Below are 15520 nucleotides of genomic sequence, written 5' to 3'. Positions count from 1 at the left end.
GCACCCTGTATTATCACCCACCATTAGAGAAGCGAAAATCCGAAGGATTTCAATCCTTATAGAGAAATATGTACGCGAAATCATGCGACTCCGTAGGAGTCGTACACAAAGAGGCCTATTTTTATAAATATTTGACCTCTTCGAGGTCTTAAACCTGAATTTATGGACAAGGCCTATACTTATTGCTCATGGAACCCAGGTTTATTAAACCCGGATTGTAATGGAAAGCCCACAGCCGAGTAAAACGAGGCAAGGACTTGTAATGAGCGGGGCTGCAGTTGTTGGGCTGCACTAATGTTCTTTTTCTAATTAAAAACTTAACGTTTTATAGGGAAGTGATTACTATGAACCTAAGTAGCTGAGTGCCTGTTTAATCATGGCATCACTTAAATTATGCGCTTTGTAATAACCATTATCACCCAAGTAATATTTATACAGCATTAGCTTTAAGTTTTTGTATATCAGTGGCTTTGAGGCGATAAGCTGTTTGGTGTCTATGGGTATTTTTTTGTTCTCCACATATTTAAGGAAATCTACATAGTCCCTATCGGAGATATTAAAAACACTTATGGCCTTATTAAGATAGTCGGACGTGTAGCGATCAGCCAAAACGTCAAAAACAAAATCGATGAACACCTTTTTTTGCAGTAAGGTAGCGTAAAATTTGTTGTAGCCAATGGTATCCAATTTTACATATATATCGGGTTGTATGCCGCCGCCCGCAAATATCTTCTTGCCGTCCTTAAGGATATAGGGCATATTGTTCATCAAGCTGTCGGCCTTGGGTGCATCAGAGGTGAGCTCGCCGCTATTTAGCCTGTCTTCGAGGTCGTTTTGGTAAGCTTTGTAGCCTCTTTTGTAGGGTTTTTGTATGCTTCGGCCCAAAGGAGTGTAATAACGGGCAATAGTAAGGTTTAGTGCCGAGCCGTCTTCGAAAGCAAATTGTTCCTGCACCAATCCCTTGCCAAAAGACCTGCGGCCTATGATAACGCCGCGGTTAAGGTCCTGTATGGCACCTGCAAAAATCTCGCTGGCCGAGGCCGAATTTTCGTTGATGAGTACGGCTAGTTTGCCCTGCTCAAACTCCCCTCCGCCAGTAGTAAAATAGTCGGTACGTGGATCATGCTTTCCCTGGGTATATACAATCAATTTGTTTTCGGGCAAAAACTGGTTGGCCAATGAGGTAGCAGCAGTTAAATAGCCGCCGCCGTTGTCCCTCAAATCAAGCACCATTTTTTTCATGCCCTTGGCTTTTAGGTTTTTAATGGTGTTGCTGAAATCGGTTTCGGTGGTGGCGCCAAACTTGCTGATTCTGATGTAAGCCGTTTCGGGGCTCATCATGTAGGCGGCATCAATACTGCTCACTTCTACCCGGCCACGTTTTACGTTGAGCACTACTGGTGAGCTGTTGCCTTGGTGCAGAACGGTCAATTGTACCGTTGTGCCTTTTTTTCCCTTTATCCTGCCCATCATGGCCGAGCGTGGCAACATGCGGCCGCTCACTACGGTAGTATCTACCTTTAAGATTTTGTCGCCCTGCCTAATGCCACTTGAAAAAGCTGGCCCATCTTTAATTACATTGGTAACCAGCAGGGTATCGTTAAGGATATAGTATTCAACGCCAACACCTTCAAAATTTCCTTCAAGAGCTTCCGAGAGCTCAAATGCTTCGGTAGGTGGCAAATAGGCGCTGTGCGGGTCTAACTGATGAAGAAGACTGTCGATGGGTAAATGTTTTAGGCTGTCGGCATTGATATCATCTACGTATTTTTTCTTGATGATATGGATGATATCCTCAACTTTTTCTTCCTCAGTATTGGCATACCTGATATCTTGTTTGACCTGGAAACCTTGGTCTTTTAAAAATCTGTAGCCCAAATACATGCCACCAATTAACGTGACACAATAGGCCAACGCAATTAATAGATTGAGGCGAGTACTTTTTTTCATCAGTTTGGATAGGGCAAAGGTACTAAAATTACTTGCTAGTAAAAAAAGAACGTATAAATTACCATTTAGTTTTTTAATAATTTATGCCGATATTTGAAAATTCTTGCAAGAAATTGCGGTTATGTGCAAATTTGTGAAAAGAAAAACCTATTTTTAATTTTAAATGAAAAGAGTAACCGAACAGGAATCTAAATACAAAGACATTGATAAAATGTCGGTAATTGAAGTTTTAAAAGGCATTAACGAAGAGGATAAGCTTGTTCCCTTGGCGGTTGAGAAGGCTTTGCCACAAATAGAACAGTTGGCTACAGCCGTTGCCGAGCGGATGAAAAACGGGGGGAGGTTATTTTATATTGGTGCAGGAACCAGCGGAAGATTGGGCGTAGTTGACGCTTCGGAGTGCCCGCCAACTTTTGGTGTACCATTTGACTGGGTGGTGGGTATCATTGCCGGCGGCGATAGCGCCATCCGTAAGGCCGTAGAGTTTGCCGAAGATGACGACAAGCAGGCTTGGATAGACCTTCAGGAATATGACATCAATGAAAAAGATTCGCTGGTTGGCTTGGCGGCTTCGGGCACTACACCTTATGTGGTTGGTGGTTTAAAAGAAGCTAGAAAACACGGGGTGTTAACCGGTTGCATCATTTGCAATACAGGCGGGCCGGTGGTTGCCGAATCTGATTTTCCAGTAGAAGTGGTTGCTGGTCCGGAATTTTTAACGGGCTCAACCCGCATGAAATCTGGAACTGCACAAAAATTGGTGCTAAACATGTTAAGTACCACCGTGATGATCCAGCTGGGGCGCGTGAAAGGAAATAAAATGGTTGATATGCAGTTGACCAACCATAAATTGGTAGACAGGGGTACGCACATGGTGATGGAAGAACTGAATATTGGTGAGGAGCAGGCCGCGGAACTTTTAAATAAATACGGCAGCGTACGTAAAGCGGTAGAGGCCAGTAAATAAAGCCAGCTACCTTTATAGATAGCCACAGATACACAGCTATTTTTTATTGTGAAAGATAAAATCTGTGTATTTGTGGCTAACTTTTTTAAGCCGTTTGGTCCATGCACGTACAGGATAAAATTGTAAATTTACCCCATGCACGAAATTGAACCATACTATCAGTGGAGAGACGATTATATCGCTGCGGAAGACGAGCGTTCACCTTTCTATAATACAGAATACTCGGAGTTTTATTACGATAAACAGCTATATAATTACCTCATCCATCCCCAATGGGACCTTTTTGGTTCTAATACACTTTACCTTAAGGTGCTGTATGCAGACTATGACAGGCATTACACCATTATTGAACTGATTGGTGAGTGGAATGATGCCATCACCAATGACATCATGATTTTGAAAAGGGAAATCTTGGAATTGATGATGGACGAAGGCATCCATAAATTTATCCTTATTGGAGAAAATGTGCTCAATTTCCATGCTTCAGACGACAGCTACTACGAAGAGTGGTTCCAGGAAGTGGATGACGAAGATGGCTGGATCGCTGGTATTAACTTCAATGAGCATGTGATCAGAGAATTTCGGGAAAACAGCATCGACTACTACATCAACTTTGGCGGACAATTGGACGAAATGCATTGGCGTAAGCTAAAGCCACTACAGTTTTACAAAAAAGTTGAGGAACTGCTGACAAAAAGATTAAACTAAAATTGTACTTTTAACCGTTAACCAATTTAAATTAATGATGGAACAACAAAATTATCAATATCAAGAACAGTCGGTTTTTGTGCAGGAAAAATCGGTATCTAAAAAATTCTTCGCTAACGTGTTCACTTGGATGTTTGTGGCCTTGAGCTTGTCCACCGTTGCGGCGTATTTATTTAGCACTAATGAGGGATTATTACAATACTTGATTACCTATAACCCAGAAACAGGTAAAGGGGGCATGTCTATTTTTGGATATATTGCCATGTTTGCACCGCTTGGCTTGGTACTCACCATGGGCTTTGGCTTAAGCAGACTGTCGTATGGCGCCTTGGTAGGTATTTTTATTTTATACGCCGTACTTACAGGGATCAGCTTAAGCTTTATTCTTTTAGCATATACTACCGGCTCTGTGGTAAGCTGTTTTGCAGCGGCGGCGGGAATATTCGGGATTATGGCATTTATGGGCTACACTACCAATATTGATTTGAGTAAGTTTGGCCCTATTTTAATGGTAGGCGTTATAGGTTTAGTTATCGCAAGTTTGATTAACATGTTTGTCCAAAGCGAGCAGTTTAGCTTGTTCATGGCATTTATCGGTATCGCTGTATTTACCGCCCTAACTGCTTATGATGTACAGAAAATCAAAAGAATTGGGGAAGGGCTTGAAACAAACGGCGAACAGGCGTTACAGGTAGAAAGTAAAAAGATGGCTATTGTGGCCGCTTTGTCTCTATATTTAGACTTTTTGAACATCTTCCTTTTCTTGCTACGTATTTTTGGAAGCAGAAAGTAATCTCGTTCAACCAAATAAAATTACAAAGGCCGTGCAGATTTGCATGGCCTTTGTAATTTTATTTGGGTTGTATCGCCGATATTTTTGGAAATGATAAGCGGATGTTGCACCTTTGCATTGCTTATTAAGAAAGACGGAGGGACTAGACCCAGCGAAGTCTTAGCAACCTGTGCCAACAAGGTGCTAATTTCTAATCTCAGCAGTGGCGAGAGAAGATAAGTTTAGCGGATATACTCATTTCCGACTTTTTTAATAGGCTTTTAATTGATCATATAGTTTTTCAAATATCGAGCGCCGAAGTGCAGGGTATGTATTTGTCTGTATGAAGTTAGTGCATTTATCAAGGTGATTGATACTTGATGCTAGCAACTTACTATCACAACCGCATGAGCATTAGAGAAGAACTAGAGAAACGTATTTTAATTATAGATGGTGCCATGGGTACCATGATCCAACGTTATACCCTAACCGAAGCAGATTTTAGAGGCGAGCGTTTTGCAGGCCATGCCTGCGATGTAAAGGGAAATAATGACCTGCTGAATATTACCCGCCCAGATATTATTAAGGCTATCCATACCGAATATTTGCAGGCTGGTGCTGATATTATTGAAACGAATACCTTCAGTACGCAGCGCATTTCCATGGCCGATTACCAAATGGAAGAGCTTTCGTACGAGCTGAGCTATGAAGGGGCAAGAATTGCTAAAGAGGCAACTGCCGAATTCATGGCCAAACATCCCGATAGGAAATGCTTTGTTGCCGGCGCTATTGGTCCAACCAACCGTACACTTTCCCTATCGCCAGATGTGAACGATCCTGGTTTTAGGGCCATTTCATACGATGAACTTTTTGAGGCTTATTATGAGCAAATCAGGGGCTTGGTTGATGGAGGATCGGATGTACTGCTTATCGAAACCATTTTTGATACCCTAAATGCAAAAGTGGCCATTGCTGCCATTAAGCAATATGAAGAAGTAGTGGGCAGGAAGCTCGAGATCATGATTTCGGGAACCATTACCGATGCTTCGGGCAGGACTTTGTCTGGACAAACGGCAGAGGCTTTCCTCAATTCGGTGGCACATGCTAATCCGCTGAGTATTGGTTTTAACTGCGCTTTGGGAGCTAAAGAAATGCGTCCGCACATTGAAGAATTGGCCGCTAAAGCCGCTTGCTACGTTTCTGCTTATCCAAATGCAGGTTTGCCTAATGAGTTTGGCGCTTACGACGAGCTGCCACACGAAACGGCACATTTGGTAGATGATTTCATCACCTCTGGTTTTGTAAATATTGTAGGTGGTTGCTGCGGTACTACGCCAGACCATATTGGCTGTATCGCTAAAAAGGCGGCTCAGGCTAGCCCCAGAAAAATACCAGTGCTTGAGCCCTATTTGCGTTTAAGCGGATTGGAACCTGTAACCATCACGCCAGAAAGCATTTTCGTGAACATTGGCGAAAGAACCAATATCACAGGTTCGCCTAAATTCTCCAAACTGATTTTAGGTGGCGACTATGAAGCAGCACTTGCAGTAGCCCTACAACAGGTAGAAGGCGGCGCACAAATTATTGACGTGAACATGGATGAAGGAATGATCGATTCGGAAGCGGCAATGACCAAGTTCCTCAACCTGATTGCTTCGGAACCTGATATTGCCAAACTGCCAATCATGGTCGATTCCTCTAAATGGACCGTTATTGAAGCCGGGCTTAAATGTTTGCAGGGAAAAGGTATCGTTAACTCTATTTCCTTAAAGGAGGGAGAAGATGTTTTCAGAAGTAATGCCCGCAAAATTATGCGCTATGGGGCCGCCGTAGTGGTAATGGCCTTTGATGAACAGGGGCAGGCAGATAATTACCAACGCCGTATCGAGATCTGTAAGCGCAGTTATGATATTTTGGTACACGAAATCGGTTTCCCGCCACAGGATATCATCTTTGACCCCAATATCTTAACCGTAGCTACCGGACTGGAAGAGCACAATAACTACGCAGTAGATTTTATTGAGGCTACCCGCTGGATTAAACAAAATTTATCCCATGCCAAAGTAAGTGGCGGGGTATCTAATATTTCGTTCTCATTTAGAGGGAACAATGTGGTGCGTGAAGCCATGCACTCGGCATTTTTATACCATGCCATCCATGCCGGATTGGATATGGGCATTGTAAACGCGGGGATGTTGGAGGTTTACCAGGAAATTGAACCTGAGCTTTTAGAAAAGGTAGAAGATGTACTCCTAAACCGTAGAGAAGATGCCACCGAAAGATTGGTAGAGTTTGCCGAAACGGTAAAAAATAAAGGCAAAGTGGTAGTGAAAGACGAAGCTTGGCGACAAGGAACGGTAGAAGAACGTTTGTCGCACTCGTTGGTGAAAGGCATTGTAGAGTTTTTGGATGATGACGTAGAGGAAGCTCGCCAAAAATATGACCGACCATTGCAAGTGATTGAAGGCCCATTGATGGATGGAATGAACATTGTTGGCGACTTGTTCGGCGCTGGCAAAATGTTCCTGCCCCAAGTGGTGAAATCTGCAAGAGTGATGAAGAAGGCCGTTGCTTACTTACTGCCATTTATTGAAGAAGAGAAACGCTCCAATCCCGATGCGGGGCAAAGCTCATCGGCTGGTAAAATATTAATGGCTACCGTAAAAGGTGACGTGCACGATATCGGAAAGAACATTGTAGGCGTTGTTTTGGCGTGTAATAACTTCGAAATAGTGGACATGGGCGTAATGGTGCCTGCTCAGGAAATCATTAAAAAAGCCAAAGAAATTAATGCCGATATTATTGGGCTAAGCGGCTTAATCACCCCGTCGCTAGATGAAATGGTGCATTTTGCCAAAGAAATGGAACGCGAAGGATTTAACATTCCTTTGATTGTTGGTGGTGCCACTACTTCTCGGATACATGCGGCCGTGAAAATTGCGCCAAACTATTCCGGCCCCGCTATCCACGTATTGGATGCCTCCAGAAGTGTAACCGTTTGTAGCACTTTAATGAATGGAGAACTGAGAGATTCTTATATCAGCCAAATCAAGGCCGAATACGATAAAGCCCGTGAAGCGCATTTGAACAAACGGTCCGATAAACGTTTTAAAACCCTGGAAGAAGCTAGGGAAAACAAATTCCGGATAGATTTAACACAGGTTGCACAGGCTCCAACGTTTACCGGTACAAAAGTTCTGGAAGATTATCCGCTGGAAGAATTGTTATCCTATATTGACTGGACACCGTTTTTCCATACATGGGAATTAAAGGGCAGCTATCCTCGCATTTTTGATGACAAGAATGTAGGTGATGAGGCCAGGAAGCTTTTTAATGATGCGCAAACATTGTTGAAACGCATTGTTGACAAGAAACTATTAAAAGCAAAAGCGGTATTTGGTTTTTGGCCTGCACACACCATCGGCGATGATATTGAGCTTGACGTGGCGAGCAGTAGTTTAAGGGCTACGCCTGAACTGAAAAATGGCAAAGCCGATAAAGTTCGCATACATACCTTGCGCCAACAGGCAGAAAAAGTAGATGGCCAGCCTTATTATGCCCTCGCTGATTTTATTGCCCCTAAAGAAAGCGGAGTAGAAGATTATTTTGGTGGCTTTGCCTTAACCGCCGGTATTGGTTGTGATGAATTGGTAGCTGAATATGAGAAAAATCACGACGATTACAACAGCATTATGGTAAAAGCATTGGCCGACCGATTGGCAGAAGCCTTTGCCGAGAAATTGCATGAACTGGTGCGTAAGGATTATTGGGGCTATGCTAAAGATGAGCATTTTTCCAACGACGAACTGATTAAGGAACAGTATATTGGCATTCGTCCGGCTCCAGGCTACCCCGCTTGTCCAGAGCACACCGAAAAAGGGACCTTGTTTGCTTTGCTGGAAGCCGAGGAGAAAATAGGTTTACGCATCACCGAAAGCTATGCGATGTATCCTACAGCTGCGGTAAGTGGATTTTATTTCTCCCATCCAGAGTCGAAGTATTTCGGTCTGGGAAAAATTACTAAAGAGCAGATAGATGATTATGCTTTGCGAAAAGATTTAACGATAGAGGAAGTAGAAAGGTGGTTAGCGCCTAATTTGGCTTACTAGGCGTTTGGTTAGTTAGTTTTTTTGTTGTTTGGAATAACATAGTTTTATAATTAATATGGCATATCAAAAATACACTGAGTTGGAAGTCTGGAAGACAGCAAGGGTATTTGCAGCCTATATTTATAAGCTGACGGTTACATTTCCAAAAGAAGAAACATATGGGCTATCTTCTCAAATTAGGCGATGTGCAGTTTCTGTACCGTCAAACATTGCGGAAGGTTCAGGAAGACAACATGTAAAAGAAACAATTCAATTTTTAGCCATTGCTAGAGGTTCATTGTAGGAATTAGAAACTCAAATATATGTTTCATTTGATATCGGTCTCCTTTCGGAAGTACAATTGAATGAGAGTATTCAACAAATTGAAGTTCTAGGAAAATTGATTAATGGGTATATCAGGTATTTAAACAAGGAATAAAAAGAAATTAGTTGATTGACTTGTCGTTAACTAGGCTTTAGGGCTAAACAACCAAACAACCAAACAACCAAACAACCAAACAACGTCTAATGAAAATTACAGAACATATTAAAAACGCAAAAGGAAAAACCTTATTCTCCTTTGAACTTTTACCACCAATTAAAGGCCAAAGTATCGACTGGATTTACGATGGTATAGAGCCGCTGTTGGAATTTCAGCCGCCTTTTATCGACGTAACTTCGTTAAGGGAAGATTATATCTACAAAGAACAGCCCAACGGTTTATTGCAAAAGGTTTCCTATCGCAAACGTCCGGGAACCATTGCTATTTGTGCAGCCATTATCCATAAATATAAAATTGATGCGGTACCGCACCTGATTTGCGGCGGCTTTACCAAGGAAGAAACAGAAAATGCACTGATCGATCTGCAGTTTTTGGGTATCGACAATGTGCTGGCTTTGAGAGGCGATGCCCGTAAGGCCGACAGTTCCTTTGTGCCTACGCCCGGTGGACACGCTTACGCTACCGATCTTATCCAGCATATTAAAAACCATAATGATGGAAAGTTTCTCCATGAGGATGTGGAAACCTTCAAAAGTGATTTTTGTATAGGCGTGGCGGGCTACCCCGAAAAGCACTTTGAAGCACCCAACCTGAATACCGACTTCAAGTACCTGAAGCAAAAGGTGGATATGGGGGCAGAATTCATCGTAACCCAAATGTTTTTTGATAATCAGAAATATTTTGATTTTGTGCAGAAATGTAGGGATAGCGGGATCAATATACCCATTATTCCAGGCTTAAAGCCAATTAGCACATTGGGGCAGGTAACAGCACTGCCCAAAATATTCCATATTGACTTGCCAGATGAGCTGACAGATGCCTTATCGCATGCTAAAACCAATGCCGAAGCCAAAGAAATAGGAACCGCCGCCATGGTTAAACAATGCAAAGAACTGATCGAGTTTGGAGCACCGGTATTGCATTTTTATACCATGGGCAAGCCAGATCAAACCAAGGAAATTGCAAAGGCTGTTTTTTAGCGAATACCAGTTAATTGGTATTGCAAAATGATCGCTCCTCCAAGGCCTGGAAGAAGGTGGCGGGCTTGGCATAACCTGGTATTTCTGGGAGCTTTGCGAGAAGAAACAGTGAGGTGGCCTGAGGCCATTTAATTTTGATCACGACAGATGAATTTTGAAGGCAGCTGGCTTTAGGTAATGTAAAAAATACAAAACCATTTTAAAATTAGACAGTTATCTTACAAAGATATGCTTGCATAGTAAAATTGAAGATTTATATTTGCTCCATGAAAAAACAAAAACTTAGAAGCCTACTGATGCTTTGCCTACTCTTTTTGCTGGGCCTGGTATATAGCGTGCATGTTTTTGTAATGGATAGTAAGGTAGCTGTGCAAACAGAAATGACCGATACCAATGATAACAATACGGAAAGTGGTGAAGAAAATGTGAAAGAAACCTCACATCATCTTTTCTTGCCAGAAAAAATCCGCTATTATTTAAAGCCGGGAACATCAATTGTGGTTAACTTAAACGACCACATAAAAACCGCCCTTCCGGAAGCTTACCTCCAGTTAGCTACACCTCCGCCCGATTTTGCTTAAAACCACAGCAGAAAAATCAAACCACTGCCAAATTTTAATAGATATAAATGTACAAACGATGAATCAATATGATTTGCTGGTCAATCATCGTTGGCTCATCATCATCCACAAAACAACATGAAAAAATTATTTTTATTGAGCGCTATTGCCATGGTTGGCTTTGCCTTTAACACCAACGCACAAACAGTTAAACAAACAGAAATTACTTCGATAGATAATTCCTTAAATACCGTTTTAAAACTTACGCCAATCAATTTTAGTTACGATAAAGATTGGGCCGGTAAATTGAAGTTAAGCACCCAAAAACAAAGTGGGTTTGCGGTAGAAGAAGTAGCTAAAGTTGCACCAGAGTTAGTGGTTAATCAGCAAAAAACATATAGCGCTGGAAAAAACAGTACTAAAACTGCTACAGTTCCAATGGTAGATTACGAAACCCTTATTCCGCTTTTGGTAGGAAGCATTAAAGAACAGCAGCTACAGATAGAAGCCCTAAAAAAGGAAATAAGCCAGTTGAGAAGTGTAAAGTCAAAATAAAAAGGCCATTACAAATTTGTAAAAACCTCGGGCAATTATACGTTGTTCGAGGTTTTTTTATACGTTGCTTTCTGTGGCAAGGACATCTGGGGACCCAAGAAATGGCGGATGTTTTTATTGCGTTGCCACAAGCTTATAAATAAAGCTATCTAAACAAAACTGCTTGTTAAAAATATTATAGATGAAATGCAGTTAAATGAAGTATTTTGCTGGTATTTGCTGTTATTTTGGATATTAATTATTATTATTGGCATAAATTATTACAACAATATGCTCAAAAAAATCCTCCTTCTTTTATTTGTATTTGCTTCCTTACGGGTAGGTGCACAAATTAACACGGGCCCAAAAATACAGCGTGAATTTAGAGCCGCTTGGGTGGCCAGCGTAGCCAATATCAATTGGCCTAGTAAACCAGGTTTAACTACTCAGCAGCAGCAAAACGAAGCAATCGCTTTGTTGGACATGCTCCAAAAAAATAATTTTAATGCAGTAATTTTTCAAGTTAGGCCACAAGCAGATGCTTTTTATAAAAGTGATTTAGAGCCATGGTCGTACTATTTAACCGGTGTACAAGGACAGGCTCCAAATCCTTACTATGATCCCTTGGAATTTTGGATTGAAGCTGCGCATGAGCGTGGCATGGAATTGCATGTGTGGTTAAACCCCTATCGTGCACACCATACCGCTGGTGGGCCAGTAAGCGATTTATCCGTGGTTAAAAAATATCCAGATCTGGTAGTGAAGTTGAAACAGGGCTATTGGTGGTTTGATCCTTCCAAAAAAGGAACTCAAGATTTAGCTGCCTCGGTAGTGACAGATATCGTGAAGCGTTATGATATTGATGGCGTGCATTTTGACGATTACTTTTATCCCTATGCAGAATACAACGGCGGAGATGATTTTCCCGACGACGAAAGTTACATGGCTTATCAAAAAAGCGGAGGAAAGTTGTCTAGAGGGGATTGGCGTAGAGACCAGGTTAACAAATTTGTAAAGCGAATTTACAAGGAAATCAAGGCCGAGAAGAAGTTTGTGAAGTTTGGCATCAGCCCATTTGGTATTTGGCGCCCGGGTTATCCCGAATCTATTAGAGGAATGGATCAATATGAAAAGTTGTACGCCGATGCTAAACTTTGGTTGAATAAAGGGTGGATTGATTATTTCATGCCGCAGTTGTATTGGCAAATCAATAATATCCCCTTAAGTTATCCAGTATTGTTGGCTTGGTGGGAAAGTGAAAACACTAAAGGCCGGCACCTGTGGCCGGGACTGAACAGTGGCATTGGTGGGGGCGACAAAAATAGTGACGAAATCATTAACCAGATCATGATTTCAAGGGGTGTTACGCCAAAATCTCCAGGGGTTTCGCACTGGAGCATCGCTGCCTTAACCAAACATGAGAGCTTGCAAAATGATTTACTGGCGGGCCCTTATAAAGACGAAGCTTTGGTGCCAGTATCGCCTTGGTTGGGTAAAAAAGCTCCACGGGCACCTATGCTCAGTTATGAAGACAGAGGTAATGACCTTTATTTGAAATGGACAGCAAAAAACGAGGAGGAAGTGTTTAAGTACGTGGTTTACACTCAATATGGTGATAAATGGACTTACCGAACTTTAAATGCCAAAAGTAGCTTTTTTCAAGTCCCTAAACAGGTAGAAGCAAACGCCAAAACAAAGGCCGTAGCCAAATTGAAGGCCATTAAAGTAACGGCAGTTGGCAAAACCGGCCACGAAAGTGAAAGCAAAATCATCACGCTTTAAAGCAGTAACAGGCCACCATAAACTTGCGAAATTTAAAAGTTTCGCAAGTTTTTTTGTTTTAAAGAACCCGGCCTGAACGCTCGGCAGAAAAATCCTTAAGTAAAAACGCAAAAGAATTTTTCGACTACACTATTTTGTCCCAAATGAAGGGTTTGGGTGCTTATATTCTACGGATTTCTAACCTGTCCATCGCCAGTAACCAGCCACTTATAGCTGGTCAGTTCCTCCAGGGCCATGGGCCCCCGGGCATGAAGTTTTTGAGTGCTAATGCCAATTTCTGCACCTAACCCAAACTGGGCACCATCTGTAAATGCGGTTGAGGCGTTAGCGTAAACCGCCGCAGCATCTACCTGATTTAAAAATAGGGCAATATTTTCGGCATCCTCACTAATAATTGCCTCGCTGTGCTTTGAACTGTAGGTTGCAATATGATCCAAGGCTTCATTAATATCGCTCACTACTTTAACGGCTAATTTTAAGGATAAAAACTCGGTTCCAAAATGCTCGGGTTGGGCCGGGTGCAACAGCTCTTCGGGGTACTTCGCTTTTAGTGCCTGATAGCTTTTTTCATCGGCGTAAAGCTCTACTCCCTTCTCGGCCAGGGGCGATAAAAGATCTGTGATATCCCCGGTGCGGTCCCGATGGATCAGTACGCAATCCAGCGCATTGCATACACTAACCCTACGGGTTTTGGCATTGGCGATAATCCATTTTCCCTTCTCCAAATTAGCGGAAGCGTCAAAAAAGGTGTGTACAATGCCAGCTCCCGTTTCAATAACCGGGATTTTGCTATGCTCACGTACGTAATTGATCAAAGATTGGCTTCCCCTGGGAATTAATACATCTACGTCATTCACGGCGTTCAGTAAAGCCTCGGTAGCACTTCTATCGGGCGGCAATAAAGTTAGTACGTTAGGGTTAATCTGATGCTTTTCCAAAACCTCTCGTATTACTTTGGCGATAGCGGCATTAGAAAATTCGGCATCGCTACCCCCCTTTAACACGGCCACATTTCCAGTTTTAAAACATAAAGCAAAAACATCTACGGTAACGTTGGGGCGGGCTTCATAAATTACGCCAACCACCCCAAGTGGCACCCTTACTTTTTTAATGTTTAAATTGTTTGGCAAAGTTTTTTCGTGGATCAGGCTTCCCAAAGGATTGTCCAACAAAGCCACATTTTTTATTTCGCTGGCAATATCCCTGATCCGTTGTTCGGTAAGTTTTAGGCGGTCATATTTAGGATCACTCTCGGGCATGCGGTCCAAATCCTTCTGGTTTTCCGCCAGTACGAAGCCGCTTTGTTCCACTAGTGCTTCTGCCAATTTATTCAACAACAGGTTAATGGTTTCTTTATTGAGCGAAACCATGGTTCTGGTAGCCTGTCTTGCGTTTTCAAAGTATTGTTTCATCCTTAGGTTTTGGTTGGTTCGTTGTTTGGTTGTTTTGTTTTTAGAAGCCCAGTCTTTGTTCCTTGCTCTTTATTCCTTGTTCCTAATTCCTAACCACTAATTAAATCGCCGCATAAAAATAATCGTAATGCACCAGGGGTTTCTGGTTTTTTTGGCCAATCCGTTCGCGTGCTTTATCTGAGCCATATTTGGCAATGCCTAGGCCAATTAGCTTTTCATTTTCGTCAATAATTTTGATGATATCGCCCTTTTTAAAGTCGGCCTTGATGGCAATAATTCCTACTGGGAGTAAACTGGTGGCTTTTCCGGAGGTAAGCACTGTTTTGGCGCCATCATTTAGTTGTACGGCTCCAGTGGCTGCGGTTTCTGCATGGGCAATCCATTTTTTCTGGCCTGATTTTATTTTATCGGCTACAAAATGGGTGTGTAGCACACTTCCGTTCAATAGAGAAGTGAGAATATCGTCGGTTTTGCCATTGCTGATGTGCACATTGATACCAAGCTTGGCTATTTTTTGGGCAATGGTAGATTTGGTAATCATTCCGCCTCGGCCAAATTGCGACTTTCCAGCACTTACAAAGTTGCTGAAATCAGTAGGGTTGCCCGCTTTTATTTTTTCAATCACTTGGCTATCCGGTAGTTTAGGATCACCAGTATAAATGCCATCCACATTGGATAAAATAAAAAGTGCATCGGCATTCATCATCGAGGCAATAAGGCCTGCCAGCTCATCATTATCGGTAAACATCAGCTCCGTTACCGAAACCACATCGTTTTCGTTAACCACTGGGATTACGCCGTTTTGTAGTAGAATGCGCATACAGTTTTTCATGTTCAGGTAATGTACCCTATCTCTAAAATCCTCTTTGGTAACCAATACTTGTGCACAAGTCATTTGGTGCGCTCCAAAAAAGTCTGAATAAGTATTGATTAATTTTACCTGTCCAATAGCTGCTAACAGTTGTCTGGTAGCTACAGCATCTTGTTTTTCTGACACTTGTACGAGGCTCCTGCCAGAGGCCACAGCGCCAGAGGAAACCAGAATCACCTCAATGCCTTTTTGCTTGATTTGAGCAATTTGCGCCACCAGGTGTTTGATACGGTCGGTATCAGGTAGTCCGTTGGCTTGGGTGATCACATTTGAACCTATTTTAACGACAATCTTTTGATAAGGTAAGGACATGCTTGATAATAAAAAGGCTAATCTACCAAATAAGTAGTATTTTTTTAACCAAATGTTTGTTTAAATGAAAAATTAATAAAAA

The 15520-nt window shown here is 42.1% G+C and carries 12 protein-coding genes and 1 riboswitch; of the genes, 9 read left to right on the top strand and 3 right to left on the bottom strand.

Going from position 1 to position 15520, the window contains the following annotated elements; all coding sequences use genetic code 11:
- Positions 1-342 precede the first annotated feature (342 nt).
- Positions 343-1950, bottom strand: a complete 1608-nt coding sequence (locus DUT71_RS08650; protein WP_113662117.1) for a S41 family peptidase — start codon at positions 1948-1950, stop codon at positions 343-345.
- A gap of 163 nt (positions 1951-2113) precedes the next feature.
- Here DUT71_RS08650 and murQ point away from each other — a divergent pair, with 163 nt between their 5' ends.
- From murQ to DUT71_RS08605, 9 genes are all read left to right on the top strand, one after another.
- Positions 2114-2917: an N-acetylmuramic acid 6-phosphate etherase gene (murQ, locus tag DUT71_RS08645; protein ID WP_113662116.1), complete on the top strand. Its 804-nt coding sequence runs from the start codon at positions 2114-2116 to the stop codon at positions 2915-2917.
- Between the two features lie 135 nt (positions 2918-3052).
- Complete coding sequence (locus DUT71_RS08640) at positions 3053-3625, top strand: hypothetical protein (RefSeq protein ID WP_113662115.1); 573 nt, start codon at positions 3053-3055, stop codon at positions 3623-3625.
- A 34-nt stretch (positions 3626-3659) separates the two neighbouring features.
- Positions 3660-4418 (top strand): Bax inhibitor-1/YccA family protein, encoded by a 759-nt coding sequence (locus DUT71_RS08635; protein ID WP_240186884.1) that lies wholly within the window; start codon positions 3660-3662, stop codon positions 4416-4418.
- A gap of 118 nt (positions 4419-4536) precedes the next feature.
- Positions 4537-4640, top strand: a riboswitch (SAM riboswitch).
- Between the two features lie 164 nt (positions 4641-4804).
- Positions 4805-8506, top strand: coding sequence for a methionine synthase (gene metH, locus DUT71_RS08630; protein WP_113662150.1), 3702 nt, complete (start codon positions 4805-4807; stop codon positions 8504-8506).
- Between the two features lie 55 nt (positions 8507-8561).
- Positions 8562-8789 (top strand): four helix bundle protein, encoded by a 228-nt coding sequence (locus DUT71_RS20360; RefSeq protein WP_205313883.1) that lies wholly within the window; start codon positions 8562-8564, stop codon positions 8787-8789.
- 224 nt (positions 8790-9013) lie between these two features.
- Positions 9014-9967: a methylenetetrahydrofolate reductase gene (locus DUT71_RS08620; RefSeq protein WP_113662114.1), complete on the top strand. Its 954-nt coding sequence runs from the start codon at positions 9014-9016 to the stop codon at positions 9965-9967.
- A gap of 266 nt (positions 9968-10233) precedes the next feature.
- Complete coding sequence (locus DUT71_RS08615; RefSeq protein WP_113662113.1) at positions 10234-10548, top strand: hypothetical protein; 315 nt, start codon at positions 10234-10236, stop codon at positions 10546-10548.
- A gap of 117 nt (positions 10549-10665) precedes the next feature.
- Positions 10666-11082 (top strand): tail fiber domain-containing protein, encoded by a 417-nt coding sequence (locus tag DUT71_RS08610; protein ID WP_162795986.1) that lies wholly within the window; start codon positions 10666-10668, stop codon positions 11080-11082.
- Between the two features lie 270 nt (positions 11083-11352).
- Positions 11353-12843 (top strand): glycoside hydrolase family 10 protein, encoded by a 1491-nt coding sequence (locus DUT71_RS08605; protein ID WP_113662149.1) that lies wholly within the window; start codon positions 11353-11355, stop codon positions 12841-12843.
- Positions 12844-13010: 167 nt separating this feature from the next.
- Here DUT71_RS08605 and DUT71_RS08600 read toward each other — a convergent pair whose 3' ends face one another.
- Together DUT71_RS08600 and proB are read right to left on the bottom strand one after the other, a co-directional pair.
- Positions 13011-14255, bottom strand: coding sequence for a glutamate-5-semialdehyde dehydrogenase (locus tag DUT71_RS08600; RefSeq protein WP_113662111.1), 1245 nt, complete (start codon positions 14253-14255; stop codon positions 13011-13013).
- A 100-nt stretch (positions 14256-14355) separates the two neighbouring features.
- Positions 14356-15438 carry a glutamate 5-kinase gene (gene proB / locus DUT71_RS08595; RefSeq protein WP_113662110.1) on the bottom strand — a complete coding sequence of 361 codons (1083 nt, stop codon included), beginning with the start codon at positions 15436-15438 and terminating at the stop codon, positions 14356-14358.
- Positions 15439-15520 lie beyond the last annotated feature (82 nt).

Source organism: Pedobacter nanyangensis, assembly GCF_003313505.1.
Taxonomy (GTDB): Bacteria; Bacteroidota; Bacteroidia; order Sphingobacteriales; family Sphingobacteriaceae; genus Pedobacter; species Pedobacter nanyangensis.
This window is presented reverse-complemented; position numbering and strand designations above follow the sequence as displayed.